This window comes from Treponema sp. UBA7567 (assembly GCF_002476655.1).
In the GTDB taxonomy this organism is placed as follows: domain Bacteria; phylum Spirochaetota; class Spirochaetia; order Treponematales; family Treponemataceae; genus Treponema_D.
This window is the reverse complement of sequence record NZ_DLLH01000058.1, coordinates 7,187-23,246: the sequence shown is the minus strand read 5'-3', so window position 1 is coordinate 23,246 and position 16,060 is coordinate 7,187. Positions and strand designations below refer to the sequence as shown.

At 36.7% G+C, this 16,060-nt stretch carries 18 protein-coding genes; 7 read left to right on the top strand and 11 right to left on the bottom strand.

The features are described from left to right. Positions 1-15: 15 nt before the first annotated feature. From B3Y13_RS07500 to B3Y13_RS07470, 7 genes are read right to left on the bottom strand one after another with little or no spacing between them, the layout of a single operon-like run. Positions 16-573, bottom strand: a complete 558-nt coding sequence (locus tag B3Y13_RS07500; RefSeq protein WP_296022629.1) for a hypothetical protein — start codon at positions 571-573, stop codon at positions 16-18. After that, on the bottom strand, positions 566-1,180 hold the full coding sequence (locus tag B3Y13_RS07495; RefSeq protein ID WP_296693683.1) for a hypothetical protein: 615 nt from the start codon (positions 1,178-1,180) through the stop codon (positions 566-568). Before B3Y13_RS07495 ends, B3Y13_RS07500 begins: the two co-directional genes overlap by 8 nt. After that, positions 1,173-1,646, bottom strand: a complete 474-nt coding sequence (locus B3Y13_RS07490) for a hypothetical protein (protein ID WP_296668669.1) — start codon at positions 1,644-1,646, stop codon at positions 1,173-1,175. Before B3Y13_RS07490 ends, B3Y13_RS07495 begins: the two co-directional genes overlap by 8 nt. Next, positions 1,639-2,703, bottom strand: coding sequence for an RnfABCDGE type electron transport complex subunit D (locus B3Y13_RS07485; protein WP_296693682.1), 1,065 nt, complete (start codon positions 2,701-2,703; stop codon positions 1,639-1,641). The genes B3Y13_RS07490 and B3Y13_RS07485 overlap by 8 nt, the downstream gene beginning before the upstream one ends. After that, complete coding sequence (locus tag B3Y13_RS07480; RefSeq protein WP_296668665.1) at positions 2,693-3,985, bottom strand: hypothetical protein; 1,293 nt, start codon at positions 3,983-3,985, stop codon at positions 2,693-2,695. Before B3Y13_RS07480 ends, B3Y13_RS07485 begins: the two co-directional genes overlap by 11 nt. After that, positions 3,969-5,408 (bottom strand): hypothetical protein, encoded by a 1,440-nt coding sequence (locus B3Y13_RS07475; protein WP_296668664.1) that lies wholly within the window; start codon positions 5,406-5,408, stop codon positions 3,969-3,971. Before B3Y13_RS07475 ends, B3Y13_RS07480 begins: the two co-directional genes overlap by 17 nt. Before the next feature lie 6 nt (positions 5,409-5,414). Next, positions 5,415-5,897, bottom strand: a complete 483-nt coding sequence (locus B3Y13_RS07470; RefSeq protein WP_296693680.1) for a divergent PAP2 family protein — start codon at positions 5,895-5,897, stop codon at positions 5,415-5,417. 135 nt (positions 5,898-6,032) lie between these two features. Between B3Y13_RS07470 and B3Y13_RS07465 the strand changes: the two genes are divergently transcribed. Together B3Y13_RS07465 and B3Y13_RS07460 are read left to right on the top strand one after the other, a co-directional pair. Next, positions 6,033-7,022 carry an RluA family pseudouridine synthase gene (locus tag B3Y13_RS07465; RefSeq protein ID WP_296022622.1) on the top strand — a complete coding sequence of 330 codons (990 nt, stop codon included), beginning with the start codon at positions 6,033-6,035 and terminating at the stop codon, positions 7,020-7,022. Positions 7,023-7,029: 7 nt separating this feature from the next. After that, complete coding sequence (locus B3Y13_RS07460) at positions 7,030-7,950, top strand: hypothetical protein (RefSeq protein ID WP_296693678.1); 921 nt, start codon at positions 7,030-7,032, stop codon at positions 7,948-7,950. Between the two features lie 70 nt (positions 7,951-8,020). Here the strand turns inward: B3Y13_RS07460 and pcnB are convergent, their stop codons facing one another. Beyond that, positions 8,021-9,157 carry a polynucleotide adenylyltransferase PcnB gene (gene pcnB, locus B3Y13_RS07455; protein ID WP_296668661.1) on the bottom strand — a complete coding sequence of 379 codons (1,137 nt, stop codon included), beginning with the start codon at positions 9,155-9,157 and terminating at the stop codon, positions 8,021-8,023. Between the two features lie 103 nt (positions 9,158-9,260). Here pcnB and rfbA point away from each other — a divergent pair, with 103 nt between their 5' ends. The 4 genes from rfbA (at position 9,261) to rfbB (ending at position 12,952) form a co-directional block, all read left to right on the top strand. Continuing rightward, a complete protein-coding gene (gene rfbA, locus B3Y13_RS07450) occupies positions 9,261-10,136 on the top strand; it encodes a glucose-1-phosphate thymidylyltransferase RfbA (protein WP_296022619.1) in 876 nt (291 codons plus the stop codon). Continuing rightward, a complete protein-coding gene (gene rfbC / locus B3Y13_RS07445) occupies positions 10,136-10,723 on the top strand; it encodes a dTDP-4-dehydrorhamnose 3,5-epimerase (protein WP_296668659.1) in 588 nt (195 codons plus the stop codon). The genes rfbA and rfbC overlap by 1 nt, the downstream gene beginning before the upstream one ends. A gap of 1 nt (position 10,724) precedes the next feature. Beyond that, on the top strand, positions 10,725-11,615 hold the full coding sequence (gene rfbD, locus B3Y13_RS07440) for a dTDP-4-dehydrorhamnose reductase (RefSeq protein ID WP_296693676.1): 891 nt from the start codon (positions 10,725-10,727) through the stop codon (positions 11,613-11,615). Between the two features lie 200 nt (positions 11,616-11,815). Further along, positions 11,816-12,952, top strand: coding sequence for a dTDP-glucose 4,6-dehydratase (gene rfbB, locus B3Y13_RS07435; RefSeq protein ID WP_296693673.1), 1,137 nt, complete (start codon positions 11,816-11,818; stop codon positions 12,950-12,952). A gap of 82 nt (positions 12,953-13,034) precedes the next feature. Here rfbB and purC read toward each other — a convergent pair whose 3' ends face one another. The 3 genes from purC to rpiB are packed head-to-tail and all read right to left on the bottom strand — an operon-like array spanning position 13,035 to position 15,556. Then, positions 13,035-13,946 carry a phosphoribosylaminoimidazolesuccinocarboxamide synthase gene (purC, locus tag B3Y13_RS07430; RefSeq protein ID WP_296693671.1) on the bottom strand — a complete coding sequence of 304 codons (912 nt, stop codon included), beginning with the start codon at positions 13,944-13,946 and terminating at the stop codon, positions 13,035-13,037. A gap of 60 nt (positions 13,947-14,006) precedes the next feature. Next, positions 14,007-15,110 (bottom strand): mannose-1-phosphate guanylyltransferase, encoded by a 1,104-nt coding sequence (locus B3Y13_RS07425; RefSeq protein WP_296022614.1) that lies wholly within the window; start codon positions 15,108-15,110, stop codon positions 14,007-14,009. Positions 15,111-15,121: 11 nt separating this feature from the next. Continuing rightward, a complete protein-coding gene (rpiB, locus tag B3Y13_RS07420) occupies positions 15,122-15,556 on the bottom strand; it encodes a ribose 5-phosphate isomerase B (protein WP_296022613.1) in 435 nt (144 codons plus the stop codon). Positions 15,557-15,802: 246 nt separating this feature from the next. Between rpiB and B3Y13_RS07415 the strand changes: the two genes are divergently transcribed. Beyond that, on the top strand, positions 15,803-16,015 hold the full coding sequence (locus B3Y13_RS07415; protein ID WP_296693668.1) for a FeoA family protein: 213 nt from the start codon (positions 15,803-15,805) through the stop codon (positions 16,013-16,015). The last annotated feature ends 45 nt before the right edge of the window (positions 16,016-16,060 follow it).

The following is a 16,060-nucleotide window of genomic DNA, read 5'->3' as shown; positions in this document are numbered from 1 at the left end:
TTTTTTCAAAAATCTTTATAAAATTAGCCCGAGATTAAGCCAGGAAGCATTAAAACCGTAAATTGCTATAAAAAGAACGGCAGTTCCAAGAAGAAGCATAAAAAACGGTTTTTCACCAGCATCTTTTCGATAAATTTTAAATCGAGTTCTTAAGGCAAAGACGAATAAAATGAGAAGGTAAAAAGAAAGAACTCCAGAAACACAGATTAAAATTGTGCTTAAGAAAGAGAAGCCTTCTGTCAAACTCATCAAGACAATCATAAATGGAACGATATAGTCTTCCGTAAAATCAAAAAAACTTGTTTTTATAAGCCGGTGAATGCCGTATGAAATTGCGGCAAAAAAAATCGTCATAAAAAAAGGATATATTTCGCTTATGCCAAGTCTGGCAAAAACATATTCGTCCAACAGATAAGCAACTGATGAAACAGAAACTGTAATAAAAAGCGATTTTAAGACATCTTTTAAATAACAGCGAGGAGTTTTTCTTATGGTAAGAATTTTTTTTAATCCGACACCATAATAAAGTGCTATTGAGCCAAAAAAAAGATAAAAGAAAATGATTTCAAGCATTTTTTTCTCCTGCAAAAACGCCATTTATTTTTAGGCCGGCAAAAAAAACAAGAACTGTCAAAACCATACAGCCCGGAATTGTCGCAAAAAAGGACATAAATGAATTTCCTTCAAAAAATGGAATTTCAGGTATTTTTATTACTAAGAGCGACTGCCATTTTGGAAGCGTTATTGTTCCGAATCCTAAAGTGTCTCTTAAAACAAAAATTATAAAGCAAAATGCAGAAATGCTGAGCGATTTTTTTAATTTATCAAGGCAGCTTTCTTTTATTGATTTTTTTATTCTAAGATTAAAAACCGTTATTACAACAGCGGAAACCGCAGGCAAATAAAAAGAAAAGCCGATTGTAAGGGCTGCAACAGGGCAAAAAATGACAAGCAGCTGCTTATATAAAATTGTCAAAGCAACAAGTTCAAGAGAACAAATTCCAAGACGCAGAAATTTTACATTTAATAGATTTATTGCATAAAGCATCAGCGTCAGAAGAACTACAGAGACATTAAAATGAAGCAGCGCAAAAACTCCGTATGCAATTCTTCCTGGAAAAGAAAGAACTATTGCAAGTGTTGTCCCAATGTAAATAAGAAATTTTTTATAATCAGTCATCAAAAAGTCCTGCCTTTTGTAAAATTTTCGGCAACAAAGATTTCCAATAGCGTATATGGATTTCCTGGAAATCTGGGGTCATTGTCTGTTTTAAATTTCCATTTTCAATAGCAAATCCTGCAAATTCCGCCTCATATTCAGAGCACAGAAAAACCGTTGGCGCAGGTCCCGAAATTGTAGAAATCCGCATTATTACGGCATAATAACGGCTTGAATCGTTGTTTTTTTTACAATTAAAAACTGCCGCTCCAGGTGAAAGCTGCGATTTTAATTCGACAAAGTCTCCCGTTTTATATGTGTTTTCGGAATATTTTTCGAGAGTCTGCTCCACACTAACCTTTAGACCGTTTTTCCAGAAACTTTTTGCAAGGAAAATCATTGTAATTAGAATTGCGCAGGTTACGATAAATGCTCCTGCCAGAATACTGATTTTTATTAAAATTATTTTGTTTTTTTCGCTAAGCATTTGTTCCTTCCTCAAATTCTTTTACGCGTTCAAGAAGAATTTTTTTAACTTTTTTGATTTCGGCAATTTTTTCAATATGCTGGATAAAAAGGCTTAAAACATTCATCAAAAGAACTGTAAAAACAGCTCCTGCTGGAGAAGTTCCGGCTCCAATTATCAAATATGCAAGAACTCCGGCAAAAAAAGCATAAAATGCCTTTCCTAAAAGAGACATTGGAATTGTTCCGGCAAACTGAAGCAAATAAATCGAAGAAAAAAGGAGTCCGCTAGTGCAAAATGCAAGAAGAAGGTCGCCATGTCCGCTAAATCCAAAGAAGTATGGACCTAAAAATACTAGAATACCATAGGTTAGTAAAAAAAGTCCGGGAATCATCGCCTTTACAATATCCATCGAAATTAAAACAATCGAAGAAATCAGCGTTATAAAATTGAATCTGAATGCAGGAATTAAAGAGCCGGTGTCCCAAAAAAGAGAAATATAACCGTCTGGAATTGAAAATCCAAAAAGCGAAAAAATCGTCCTGTTAAAAAAGGATGTAATTTTTGAATCAAGGGCAAGCATTGGGAATGTGCCGTTTTGAATAAGTTCCAGAGATGGATTTCTTGCAAATATAATTTCATGCGTGAGCTGACAGTCTGGAAAGAGCGAAGTTCCCAAAATCCAGCAGATGCAGACAGAAAGACAAGGAAGATTTATCCAGCAGTCTGCAAAGCTTCCGATAAAATATCTTGAACAGACAAATACAAAAAAAACTGTAAAAAAAACAGCATAAATAGGAAATGCTGAAGGTAAAAAAAGTCCAGCTAAAATTCCTTGAATAATTGAATTGAGAAAACTGTAGGAATCTTTTCTTTTTCCGTATGTTTTTTCAAAAACTTCTGCCAAAAGTGTCGCTGCGACAGCCGCCAGAATTACAAAAAGGTTTGCCCAGCTTTTTGTTATAAAAAGCATAAAAACATGGCAGGCTAAGAATGTGAGTAAAAAAATTGCATTTGTTTTTTCAGAAAAATTCAAATATGAAAAAGGATGCAATGTAATTTTTATTTTATTTTTCATTTATTTTTCCTTTTTTTAAGAGCGCAATTGTCTGGCTTAGCGGAATTCTTGATGGGCAGACAGAATTACACAAAGAACATTCTGTGCACAAAATTGCAGTTTTTTCGATTAACTGCAATTCGCTGTTGTTGTGGTCTCTATTTTTAAAGCATCTGTAAAGAGTTTCTGGCGAAAGTCCTACAGGACAGCAGCTTAGACAGTTTCCACAACGAATGCAGCTTTGTTCTGTCTGGTTATAAAGTTGTCTGAAAGGAATAAATGCCACCGATTTTATATCTTTTGAAATTGGAATATCTATATCCGAAACAGAATTTCCTGTAATTTTTCCATTTATTATAATTTTTCCAGGTTCTCTTTTAAAACCGCCGGCCTGTTCTGCAAGTTGTCGCAAACTTGTTCCTGTTTTTACACTTATTACGGCTCCGGCGTTAAGGCAGTCTCCAGTAACTTGAATTTCTGCTGTAATTTCTGGTTTTTCCAAAACAACTGCATTGTAAACATTCAGTGCCGTAACAGAATCTATGAATAAATCGCGGTTTCCTGTATTCTTAAAAATCGAATTTTTGAGCATTTTTTTTGCTGCATTGACAATCTCGTGTATAAAACCATTTGGATATTTTTTTGCATCAATCGAAACAACTGCTGTTTCTGTTTCAAAACTGTCAGCAAAATTCTGTGGAATTGATTTATTGCTGTCAAAGGCAAAAAGAATTCCTTTTGCTTCCATTGCTTTTGCAGTAATTGCTACGCCGGTCTTTATTTTTTCAAAATAATGCTCAGTAACAAAACTGTCAGTAATTCTTGAGGGATCTTCAGAGTAAAGCCGAACTACGAGAAAACGGTCTTTTGTTTTATCAAGATTTTTTATCTGAGCATTGAGCGGCTCAGGAGAAGAAAAAGTGTTTAAAACTCCTCCCTCTTTCATTAAAAAAATCAGTGTTGAAGAATCTTTTGACTTCCATTCTTTTTCGATGATTTTTTTTCCAGTAAAAGAAAAAACTCCTTCGAGCCGGATTTTTGCGGCATAACCTTCATTTCCGTCTGCAAATTTTGAATAAACGATATTTATAACAGTTCCAGGAATCGAAGAATGAATGCAAGTATCCTGAGATTTTGCAATAACCTGCCCTTCTTTTACCGTGTCTCCGGCTTTTACGAGAATTTCAATTTCATCTTGGCTGCTTTTTTTTAGAGGAATTACAACTGTTTCTGGAATAAATCCGCTTACAGTTTTAGTAATTAATCCAGTATCTTCTGAAACGAATTTATAAATTGGCCTCATTTTTTTTATTTCCCACAAAATAATATAAAAAGAGAATCAATGGAATAAATGCAAAAAAGCTCAATACTAGAGGAACTGCTTTTTCTGAACTTGTTCCTGCGTTTTTTGTGTATCCATAAGATGTATTTTTCCCCTGCAAAAGCAGAACTTTTTCAAGGGCAGGATAATCGCTTTTGTTTATCTTATCATAAATCGAGTGAACAAAGGAAGAATCATAGGTCAAAACTTTATTTTGAGATGAAAAAATCTTCTCTTTTCCAGAGGAATTGTCTTTTCCAATAAAAAAATCTGGAATAACGATGCTCTCGCCAAAAGAATTTTGAATTTCAGTCGAAGAAGAATTCAATTTTCTGAACGGAAAAGAAACTGTAAACCAGCTCCAGTCAACAAAATCTTCAAGATTTGGAAGCATTTCAGCATCTTTTGAACTTTTTGAGTTTGAAGAAAGAGGAGCCGGAAGAAAAGGTCTTTGATCGGAGAACGAAGCCTGAGAAATTCCTGAAAAAATCGACGAAAATGCAAAAAGAAACGCTATAAAGACAAAAACAATTCCAAGCAAAAAAGAATTTGATGAGGTGACGGTTTTTACGTCTGAAGATTTTTTGATGTAAACAAAATTAAACTGAAGATTTCCATTTTTTTTGCAGAAAAATGAATAAAATTCTTCAAAAACCTTAAGTCCGAGCCAACCGCCTGCAAAAGAAACTGCAAATAAAAATGAACTTAAAACCGACGAAAAAGCAAGCGCAGTAAAAGAAAAAACAATCATTGGCATTATAAAAACAGCGTTTTTCGAATCTTTAAAAAAACCGTCTCTGCCGTAAATTTTTACGAGAAGAAAATTTGCAAAAAGTGAAAGAAAAATTGCTCCGCAGACTGTGTACAAAGGTCTTGTAATCGACAAAACAAGAAGCTCCAGAGAGACTATAAGAAATTTAAATTTCTGTTTAGAAAAATAAAAGAGAACAGCGAAAAAAATAAAAGCTAAAAAAGGACAAATCCACGGAAAAACGGCTCCCCCGTCACATGACGCAAAGGTTTGTGAAAATCCGTTTATTTCGTAAACTGCATTTTTCAGAGCGGAAGTGTTTTTTTCTGGAACATAAAATACAAAATATGTAGAAGATTTGTCTCTAAAAAATCCGTTCTTTCTGTAAATATATGAATTTTTCGGCTGAACTTGGATAGGTGAAAATTCTGAATAGACAGGGCTTTTCTGGTTCACCCTGCTCACGACATTTTTGCAGCCGTTTTTTTCAAGAATTGAACAGATATTTTGTTCAGAAAGTTTTTCGGACTTTACATAAAGAAGCCGCCAGCCTTTCCAGAGCTGGCTTTCTGGAACAGCGCGAAAACAGATTACAAAAAAAAAGGTCAATGCAAATAAAGCAGAAGAAGCCAGAAGTTTTGTCGAAATTTTCATTGCAGCCTACAAAACTAAAAAACCGATACCGACAAAAAAACCAAGAATACAGCCAACGATAACTTCCATCGGAGAATGTCCTTGAACTTCTTTTAGATTTTTGTATTCCTGGACAAGTCCCTGATCTTTTAAAAGATTTCCGATTCTGTTAATCATATTTGCCTGAATTCCATTTGCTCTTCTTACACCGACAGCATCGCGGATTGTAACCATAAAAAAACAGAAAGAAAGAACAAACAGTCCGGAATTGAATCCTTCCGTAATTCCAATGCAAGTACAAAGGCAGGCGACAAGGGCGCTATGGCTTGAAGGCATTCCTCCGGTTCGCCATATCAGAAGTTCAACAAGCTCTTTTATGCTGTGGACTTTTCCAGCAAAAAGTTTTATGAGTGTTTTTAAAAACTGAGCAAGAAACCAACTGGAAACACAGGCAAGAAATATCGGAGAAGACAAAAGAGTTTGAAACTGTACCCATACACCTTTAAACATACTCATTATTTTATCGGTATGCGCATTTTTGTCTAGTTATTTAAGCATTTTATGCAGACATTTTATATTGAGCTTGTACAAGCTTTGTTTGTCAAAATTGAAATTTTTATAGGTTCTGTTTATAGTTTATAAGTTATGGAATTTATTCGCTTAAAAACTGGAAAAGATGATGAAGGAAGAAGACTCGACAGAATTGCAAAAAAACTTCTCTCAGAAGAAAATCTTTCGCAGCTTTATAAGGCTCTCAGAAACGGATTGATAAAGGTCAATGAAAAAAAACAGAAAGGCGAATATAGAATTCAAAAAGGCGATGAAATAAAAATAGCCTCGTTTTTAGCGGAAACCGCGCTTCTAACAGACAAAAAAAATCAAAAAAAAATCACTTCTCTTCCAGAAGAATGGATAGTGCTTCGTACTCAAGAACTTCTTTTTTTAAACAAGCCTTACGATCTTCCTGTTCAAAAGTCAAAAGCCGGCGAACTGGCTCTCAATGTTTTTGTCCAAGAAGATTACGATTTTTTTAATTCTAAAAATGCTCAAAAGAGTCTTTCATTTAGAACAGGTCCTTTGCATCGTCTTGACAGAAGAACTACAGGGCTTATTGCTTTTAGCCAAAATCTCGAAGGTGCGCAGGAGTTTTCTAAGGCAATTCAGGAACACAAAATAAAAAAAACTTATATTGCAATCATTGAAGGCGCTTTGGGAAAAACAGAAATATGGACAGAAAAAATCAGCAGAAATGAAAAAGACTTAAATAGTTCAAAATTTCATACAGTTTCTGTAAATTCCGATTCAAAAAATTCAAAGGAAAGCTATACAACGGTAATTCCGGTTGCGTACGGAGAATATAAAGGCATTCAGGTTACTTTCGTAAAATTCGTAATTTCTACAGGAAGAACTCATCAAATTCGCGCAACGAGTGCTTACCACGCGCATCCTCTGCTTGGAGATACAGTTTACGGAGCAAAACAGATTTCAGAAAAACAAAATCTTTTTCTCCATTCTTATTCTTTGGAATTTCAGGAAAATCTATTCAACCTTCCGAAAAAAATAGTTTGTCCTCCAGGAGAAAATTTCGTTTCAGTTTTAAAATCCTCCTTGATAAACTTGCCTTGTGAATTATAATATGGGTATGAATATTGGAGAAATTCTTAATTTTAAACAAAAGCCTCTTCAAGTTTTTGCATTTTTCGGTCCATCTGGCACAGGAAAAAGTTTTCGCGCAAAGCTTGTCGCTCAAAAATATCATATAAAGGCGATAATTGATGACGGGCTTTTGATTTATGAAGACAATATTCTTGCCGGGCATTCCGCAAAACTTGAAAAAAGTTATATGGGGGCAGTTCGCGTTGCGCTTTTCGATGACAAAAAGCACAGAGACAGCGTAGCTCTTGCAATTCAGAAAAAACAGATAAAAAAAATTCTGCTGCTCGGCACAAGCGAAAAGATGGTCAATAAGATTGCAATGCGCCTTCAAATTCCTCTTCCGGAAAAATATATAAGAATCGAAGACATTGCCACTCCTCAGCAAATTGAAGAAGCCCGTATAAGCCGGCAGATTGAAGGAAAGCATGTAATTCCAGTCCGCTCGTACGAGGTAAAAGAAGCTGGAAATTATTCAAGAATTTTTGTTTCAAAAGTAAAAGTCAGCCTTTCAAAAAGAAAGTTTTTCCGTCATTTTTTCAAAACAGAAGAAAAGAAAACTACAGTCGAAGTAAATGCAAAGCTTTTTGAAAAATCTGTAGTCCGCCCGGCCTTCTCAGTTACTGCAAGAAAAAATATTTCTCAGGCTCATCTTGCAGGCCTTGCAGGAGATGCAGTTAAGAAATTTAACAGCTTAATCCGCTTAAAAAGTTTGAACATAAAGGCGGACAAGACAGGATACCGTTTTTTTGTGACGATAGATGTTCCTTTTGGAGAACCGCTTACAGAATTGAGTAAAAATTTAAAAAATTACGTGACTTCGTCAATCGAAAAAAATGCGGGAATTCTCCTTGAGGATATTTCGATTATTGTAGACCATATTTTGGTTTCGGATTTAAAGACTGCATAAAAAAACACCTTAAAAAACGCAATTAGCGTCTGTATTTCAAGGTGTTTTTTCTTGGATTTATTTTTTTTATTTATCTTATCTCGGCAATTTTTTCTTCTGCCGGAAGAAATTTTACAGTTTTTCGAACTTTAAATGCGCTTTTTGGGATTTTTATTGCGACTCCGAGTGTTTTTAAAGCCAGGCGAATTGCGTATTCAAGTTCTGTGCGCTGTGGATTTATTGGAAGAACAAAATTTCTTACCTGAGCCCAAGTTTTTAAATAAAGTTCGCCAGTTGCCGTTTTTCCAGAAATTTCTTTTTTCCAGTCTGTAAGCGTATCGACAAAATCAATAATCAGATAGAACAGTTTTTGTCCGAGCCTTACAGTTTTGTCTTTTTGAACTATTTTGTCCATTTCTGCAAGGTGCTTCATATAGCTTTGTTCAAATTTTTTTGACTGATACATCATGCTGCTTGCGTTCGGCTGAAGGTACATATAAAGATCAGTCTTAAGGCAGGCTGCTATAATTTCAGATGAATGGCCAGAATTCAAAATTTTCAGCATTTCTTCTGTCAAACGGCTTGGACTTACAGGAAGCAAGAGATGCGCACTTTTCCTGATTTTGTGTTTTAATGCAAAGCCCATTTTGCAGCTGCAGGTCGAACTGTATTTTACTGCGCGCAACATTCTGACAGGATCTTCTTCAAAAATTCTGTTCAAAGGAATTACAGGTCTTAAAATATGATTTTTTATATCCTGCACTCCGCCGACATAATCGATAATCTGCTCTTTTGAAGGATCATAATAAAGAGCGTTTAGAGTGAAATCACGGCGCTGAACATCTTCTTCAATCGAACCAAAACTGTTTCCTACACTTCCGTCAACTGTCGAGCGGAAAGTTGAAACTTCAAAAATCTTTTCCCCGAAAAAAACATGGACAAGTCTGAATCTCTTTCCAATAATCCGGGAATTTCTAAAAAGTTTTTTAATTTTGCTTGGAGTTGCATTTGTAACAATGTCAAAATCTTTTGGAGTTTTTCCAGTAAGCAAATCTCTTACTGCCCCTCCGACGATGTAAGTGTTAAAGCCACATTCTTTTAAATGAAAAACAACTCTAAGGCAGTCTGCGTCAATTTTGTCTAAAGAAATTTTATGTTCTTTTTTTGTATAAATAGCGGCGGTTTTTACAGGCCGTCCACGTCCGTCTTTGGAATATCTGTATAACACAATGCTCCTATTCTAACGAATTGATTTATTATGCTCAATAATGGTAGAATAATAGTATAGGACTTGTATTGTTCTTGAAATTGAAAACTATGGGAGTTTTTTTATGAAGGGTATAATTCTTGCAGGAGGAAGCGGAACCCGTCTCTATCCGCTCACAAGGGCTGTCAGCAAGCAGATTCTTCCAGTTTATGACAAACCTATGATTTACTATCCGCTAAGCTGTCTTATGCTTGCAGGAATCCGCGAAGTTTTGATAATTTCAACTCCACGCGATTTGCCGGTTTTTAAGGAGCTTTTTGGCGATGGATGCCAGCTCGGAATGAAATTTGAATACGCGGTTCAGGACAAACCGAGAGGTCTTGCAGATGCTTTTATTGTTGGAAAAGAATTCATCGGAAACGACAGCGTTGCTCTTGTTCTCGGCGATAACATTTTTTACGGCCAGCGCTTTTCAGAAAGCCTTTTAAATGCTCGCAAACGAGTGGAAACAGAAGGCGGAGCGACAATTTTCGGTTATTTTGTAAAAGATCCGACAGCCTACGGAGTTGTTGAATTTGACAAAAACGGAAAAGCTCTCGGAATTGAAGAAAAACCTGCAAAACCAAAATCAAACTATGCAGTTCCTGGACTTTATTTTTATGACAACAGCGTTGTAAAAATTGCAGAAAATGTAAAGCCTTCTGCCCGTGGTGAAATCGAAATCACTTCTGTTAATAATGAATATTTGGTTCAGCAAAAACTCAACGTAGAAATTCTGGGACGCGGTTTTGCCTGGCTTGATACAGGAACATACGAAGGCCTTTCAGAAGCCGGAAATTTCATCGAAACAATTCAAAAACGTCAGGGAATGTATGTTGCTTGTATAGAAGAAATTGCATTTAACAACGGCTGGATTACAAAAGATGCGCTTCTTGAAATTGCAAAAGGCTTTAAAACCGATTACGGCTCTTACTTAAAATATATTGCGGAGAATTTTTAATGTCTTTTGAGTTCAATAAATGCCCAATTGAAGGATTATGGGAAATTCAGCCAAAAATTTTTGGAGATGCCCGTGGTTACTTTGCAGAAACATATTCAGAAAAAGACTTTTTTGAAGCCGGTCTTACAATGAAGTTCGTTCAGGACAATCAGAGCGCTAGCAAAGGAGGCGTTTTGCGCGGGCTGCATTTTCAGACAAAGCATCCTCAAGGAAAACTCGTTCGTGCGCTTGAAGGAAAAGTTTACGATGTTGCTGTAGATTTACGAAACGGCTCTCCTGCTTTCGGAAAATCTTACGGAGTTGTTCTTGATTCTCAGAAAAACAATATGTTTTACATTCCGGAAGGTTTTGCGCACGGTTTTTATGTAATTAGCGATTTTGCAGTTTTTACATATAAATGTACGGATTTTTATCATCCGGAAGATGAAGCTGGTCTTATGTGGAACGACAAGACTATTAGCATTGACTGGCATTCAATCTGTGGAGATGTAGAGCCTCTTTTGAGCGAAAAAGACAAAAAACATCCAGCCTTTGATTTTTCAAAAAAATATTTTGATATGAGCGCCCATTGGATTGGAGAAAACTGAGATGATTTGGGTTCTAGGTTGCAGGGGAATGCTCGGTTCTCAGCTTTGTGAGCTTTTTCAAAAGAATAAAATTGCTTACACTGGAACTGGCAGCGAAGTTGATGTCGCAGATTTTTCGAAGCTTGAAAATTTTGCGAATAAACTTGAGATAGGTTCTGGTTCTAAAATCGATTTTATCGTAAATTGTTCTGCTTATACGGCTGTTGACAAGGCAGAAGACGAAAAAGAATCTGCTCAAAAAATTAATTCGGCAGGACCTCTTAATTTGGCGCGGATTGCTGAAAAAAAAGGCGCTGCAATTATTCACATAAGCACAGATTACGTTTTTGACGGAAATGCTGTTCAGCCAATTTTGGAAACTGAAAAAAAATCTCCGGCCAGCGTTTATGGAAAAACAAAAGCCAGTGGCGAAGACAATATAATTTCATCAACTCAAAGGTATTATATTCTTCGTACAGCGTGGCTCTACGGTTTTTATGGAAAGAATTTTGTATACACAATGACAAAAGCCATGAACAGCAGGGAAAGCGTCAGAGTTGTCTGTGACCAAAAAGGAACTCCGACAAACTGTTCGACTTTAGCTCAAGTCATTTTTGAAATTTGCAACAAAAAAACTGTTCCATACGGAATTTACAACGTGACCGATGCCGGTCAGACCACCTGGTTTGATTTTTGCAGAGAAATTTATTCACTTGGAACAAAATACGGACGAATTTCAAATAACTGCGTAATCAACAGCTGCACGACAGACGATTATCCTGTAAAGGCAAAGCGTCCTGCTTACAGCGTGCTTGATACTTCAAAAATCCAGTCAGCTTTGAACATAAAACTTCCAGATTGGAAACTTTCTCTCGAAGATTTTATAAAAGATGAAAGGTTTAGTGTAAAATAGTCAAATTTTTTTATTTTATGCTTTTTATTATGCACGAGGAGATAAGATAAAAACAGCCGAAAATGTCGTCTGTTTTTATCCTAAAAAGTTTGCGTTGCAAACTTTCTTATCATCGGTTGTTTCTCACTTCGTTGCGAAACAACTTAAAAAGTCAATCCTAAAACTGAAGTTTTAATCTTGACTTTTTATGGGAGAAAAATATGAGAAAACTTAAGAATGTGCTTGTTACAGGCGGAGCCGGCTTTATCGGTTCAAACTTTATTCATTATCTTTTTGGAAAATCAACAAGCGGCGAGAAGGCCTTTGAAGATGCAAATTTTTCAGGAAGAATAATCAACGTTGACTGCCTTACTTACGCAGGAAACGGAGAAACTCTAGAAGACATTGACAAAACTTTTGGTTCAGGCGAAAAAAATCCTTCAAAACGCCGTTATTTTTTTGAAAAAGTAAACATCTGTGATAGAAGCGAGATCGAAAGAATTTTTAAGCAGTATGATATTGATACAGTTGTTCATTTTGCGGCAGAAAGCCATGTAGACCGCTCGATTTTGGGACCTGAAACTTTTATAAAAACGAACATATTCGGTACTTATACTCTTTTGGATGTTGCCCGCAGCTACTGGGGAGTAAGCCTCGACAATCCTCGCGACGATGTTCTGTTCCACCATATTTCTACTGATGAAGTTTACGGTTCTTTGGGGCCTACGGGATATTTTACAGAAAAAACTGCTTATGATCCCCGTTCACCTTATTCTTCAAGCAAAGCTTCGAGCGACCATCTTGTAATGGCGTATTATCACACTTACGGGCTTCCAATTACTCTTTCAAACTGTACAAACAATTACGGTCCGTATCAGTTCCCGGAAAAACTTATTCCGCTGATGATTTTAAATATGCAGGAAAAGAAAAATCTTCCTGTCTATGGCGAAGGAAAAAATATCCGCGACTGGATTTATGTTGAAGATCACAACCGCGCAGTTTGGCTCATTTTGAATAATGGAAAAACAGGCGAAAAATACAATATCGGCGGCGAAAATGAATGGCAGAATATTACGCTTCTCGACAAGCTTATCGAGCTTACAGCTAAAGAAACCGGCATGAGCGAATCTGACATAAAAAACACCATTACTCACGTAAAAGACAGACCTGGACATGACCAGCGTTATGCAATCGATTGTACAAAAATAAAAACTGAACTCGGCTGGGAAAGAAAAATGTCTTTTGAGCAGGGACTTTTGCTGACTGTAAAATGGAACCTGAACAATAAAGCTTGGATTAACCATATTCTTTCAGGAGAATATCTTAACTGGGTAGAAAAAAACTATTCAAAAAGATAAATCTGAATAAAACAAAAGGCTGTCTTATGGAAACAACTTCATAAAGACAGCCTTTTTTATTCTTTAATCTGATTTGAAAAAGTTACAGGTCTTTTCCAGTGATTTTTTTTACACATTCGTGATAGAGCTTTGAAGTTTCTGCAACAACTTCTGCTGGAACGCTTTTTATCGTCGGATCACCGGCAAGGTTGTTTTCTTTGAGCCAGTCGCGGATAAACTGCTTGTCGTAGCTTGCAGGACTTGTTCCTGCTTTGTAAGTTTCTGCATTCCAGAAGCGGCTTGAATCTGGAGTCAAAACTTCATCGCCAAGAACAAGCTCTCCGTTCTCGTCAAGACCGAATTCAAATTTTGTGTCTGCAATTATGATCCCGTTTTTGAGCGCATGTTCATAACATTTTTTGTAAATTGCAAGTGCTGTTTTTTCGATTTTGCTTCCAAGGTCTTTTCCGGGAAACTTTTCATCAAGATCTTTTTTCATGTAATCGATTGTCACGTTTATATCGTGGCCTTCGGCGGCTTTTGTTGATGGAGTTACAATCGGCTCGTCAAGTTTTTCTGCCTGCTGGTATTCCTTTTCAAACTTGTGGCCAAGGAACGGCTNNCCCTGTTTGTACTCTTTGTCAAAACTGTGGCCAAGAAATGGTTCGCCCTTTTTGTAGGCCTCGTACATAGAACCGAACATGTAGCCGCGGACAATTACTTCGTAAGGAATCATCTTGAGTTTTTTTACGAGGATTGTGCGTCCTTCAAATTCCGGGCTGTTGAATTCTTTCGGCATATCCTTTAAATCTGAAGAAATCATATGGTTTTTTACAATATCTTTTGTAAAGTCAAACCAAAAGTTAGAAAGAGCATTTAATACCTTGCCCTTGTCTGTAATCATTGTAGGAAGAATTACATCAAATGCTGAAATTCTGTCCGTTGTAACGATAACCATACGGCCGTCTTCAAGATCGTAAACTTCACGAACTTTTCCACTGATAATCTTTTTCATATCTTACCTCATTTTATATGAATAAATATTTTCTAAAATTGAACCGCAATTTTTGCGCAGCTACTGCTCAATTGCCTTTACTGCCGAGCGAACAAGCGAACTTTCGCCTTTTTTCATGACGAGAAGCTTTCCGTTTTTTGCAACGACAATTAAGTCCTTAACTCCGCATAAGCTTACTGGAATATCTGAATAAACAAAATTGTTTGCACATTCAACCTGAACGACTTTGTTGTTCAAAGGATTTGTGCAAAGTTCACTGAAAGTGTCCCAGCTGCCAACGTCTGTCCACTTGAATGTAGCTTTTACGACCGCTGCATTCTCAGATTTTTCGGCAATAGCCTTGTCAACGGCAATTGATGGAACGTCTTGATAAGTGATTTCCATTTCCGGCCAGTTTTTTATTACATAAACTCCATTAACCTGCTTTAGAGAAGGTTTTTTGCCTTTTGTAACGGCTTCAAAGGCATTGCTTATTTTTGGAGTGCACGAAAGCATTTCGTTCAGGAACATTTTTCCTTCAAAGGCAAACATTCCCGAATTCCAAAAATAATTGCCCGACTCAAAATATTGTTTTGCGGTTTCTTCGTCAGGTTTTTCTTTAAAATTTTCGATTTTAAAAGTGTGGTTTTCGCCAGTTAAGTCTTTTCCGGCCTTTATGTAGCCGTAACCTGTCGCTGGCTGTGTTGGCGCAATTGCAAAGCAGACAAATTTGCCTTTTTCGGCTGCGTTGGCCGCATTTTTACAGTCTTTTGCAAACTGGCTTACTGGAGTGATTACGTGATCGCTTGTAAGCACAAGAAAAGTGTGGGAAGAATCTGGTTCAAGTTTGTTTATTAAACTTACACCAAGCATGATTGCCGCTGAAGTGTGCTTTGGCGCAGGTTCTGCCAGGACTATTGATTCTGCAAGAAGTTTTCTTGCGTCCATTTCTTCTGAACGATCTGCCAGTTTTTTTATCTGCAGAGTACATTCATTTTCAATATCTTTCCTGGTAACGACTACGATTTTCCCAGAAATTTTTAATGCGAGCGCGCGTATTAAACTTTCCTGCAAAAAAGAAATATTGTCGTTTAAGGCCATAAACTGTTTTGGATGAGTTGGACTAGAAGCCGGCCACAAACGTTCTCCAAAACCACCGGCCATGATAATAACATCTGTAATCATTTTAGCCTTCGTTATTTGTCAAAAAGGTCGATTCTTCTTTGGTGACGGCCGCCTTCAAATTCTGTTTCGAGAAATTTATCGGCAATCATTTCCGCCATTTCGTAGGCGATGATTCTTGCGCCCATGCACAGCACATTTGCATTGTTGTGGCGGCGTGTGTATTCTGCCATTACAAGGTCAGTGCACAAAGCTGCACGGATTCCTTTGTGCTTGTTAGAAGCCATGCTCATTCCGATTCCTGTTCCGCAGATTAAAATTCCGCAGTAAGCCTGATTTGAATCGACTAAGTCGCCTACTTTTTCTGCAAAAACCGGATAGTCGACGCTGTCTCCAGTGTCAGTTCCAACATTGATTACTTCAAATCCTTTTGATTTTAAATGTTCGATTAAGCGGGCCTTGTACAAATAGCCTGCATGGTCGGCACCGATTGCTATAGTTTTAGACATTGTTCATTCCTGTAAAATGAAATTTGATTGAATTATGACGAAAACTTTAGCATAAATTGCGTTTTTTGTCAGCAGAGCAATGTTCTTGTAGTGTCAGAATGAATGATAAAAAAAAATATCTAAAAAAAAGGAAAATATATTGACAAAAAAACATAAAACTTATTATTGTTAGCAATGGTTAATAAGAGTTAGTGTTTATTATTTAGATTACAATCTTGCTAACTATTCTTAGCCGGAGGTTTTATTATGCCGTTGCTTTTTGCTTCAATCGGAGAGGAAGTTTCTGTTGCCTCGATTACTGGCACTCAGGCTGTAAAACAGCATTTGGCTGACATGGGATTTTCTGAAGGCTCGAAGATTACTGTGATTCAGAAAATTGCAACCGGTTTGATTGTTAAGGTCAAGGAAGTCAGGCTTGCGATTGACAAAAGTATGGCTGCAAAAATTCTGATTAAATAACAGAAAATGCGGCAGGGATAGGAGTGGACGCAAAGCGTGTGCGGA

Coding starts and splice junctions, on each gene's coding strand:
- B3Y13_RS07485 (WP_296693682.1), bottom strand. CDS start 2,703: ATGAAAAATAAAATAAAAATTACATTGCATCCTTTTTCATATTTGAAT.
- B3Y13_RS07425 (WP_296022614.1), bottom strand. CDS start 15,110: ATGATTACAGATGTTATTATCATGGCCGGTGGTTTTGGAGAACGTTTG.
- B3Y13_RS07415 (WP_296693668.1), top strand. CDS start 15,803: ATGCCGTTGCTTTTTGCTTCAATCGGAGAGGAAGTTTCTGTTGCCTCG.
- B3Y13_RS07490 (WP_296668669.1), bottom strand. CDS start 1,646: ATGCTTAGCGAAAAAAACAAAATAATTTTAATAAAAATCAGTATTCTG.
- B3Y13_RS07465 (WP_296022622.1), top strand. CDS start 6,033: ATGGAATTTATTCGCTTAAAAACTGGAAAAGATGATGAAGGAAGAAGA.
- rpiB (WP_296022613.1), bottom strand. CDS start 15,556: ATGTCTAAAACTATAGCAATCGGTGCCGACCATGCAGGCTATTTGTAC.
- B3Y13_RS07460 (WP_296693678.1), top strand. CDS start 7,030: ATGAATATTGGAGAAATTCTTAATTTTAAACAAAAGCCTCTTCAAGTT.
- rfbD (WP_296693676.1), top strand. CDS start 10,725: ATGATTTGGGTTCTAGGTTGCAGGGGAATGCTCGGTTCTCAGCTTTGT.
- rfbB (WP_296693673.1), top strand. CDS start 11,816: ATGAGAAAACTTAAGAATGTGCTTGTTACAGGCGGAGCCGGCTTTATC.
- B3Y13_RS07480 (WP_296668665.1), bottom strand. CDS start 3,985: ATGAGGCCAATTTATAAATTCGTTTCAGAAGATACTGGATTAATTACT.
- B3Y13_RS07500 (WP_296022629.1), bottom strand. CDS start 573: ATGCTTGAAATCATTTTCTTTTATCTTTTTTTTGGCTCAATAGCACTT.
- rfbA (WP_296022619.1), top strand. CDS start 9,261: ATGAAGGGTATAATTCTTGCAGGAGGAAGCGGAACCCGTCTCTATCCG.
- rfbC (WP_296668659.1), top strand. CDS start 10,136: ATGTCTTTTGAGTTCAATAAATGCCCAATTGAAGGATTATGGGAAATT.
- B3Y13_RS07470 (WP_296693680.1), bottom strand. CDS start 5,897: ATGTTTAAAGGTGTATGGGTACAGTTTCAAACTCTTTTGTCTTCTCCG.
- B3Y13_RS07475 (WP_296668664.1), bottom strand. CDS start 5,408: ATGAAAATTTCGACAAAACTTCTGGCTTCTTCTGCTTTATTTGCATTG.
- B3Y13_RS07495 (WP_296693683.1), bottom strand. CDS start 1,180: ATGACTGATTATAAAAAATTTCTTATTTACATTGGGACAACACTTGCA.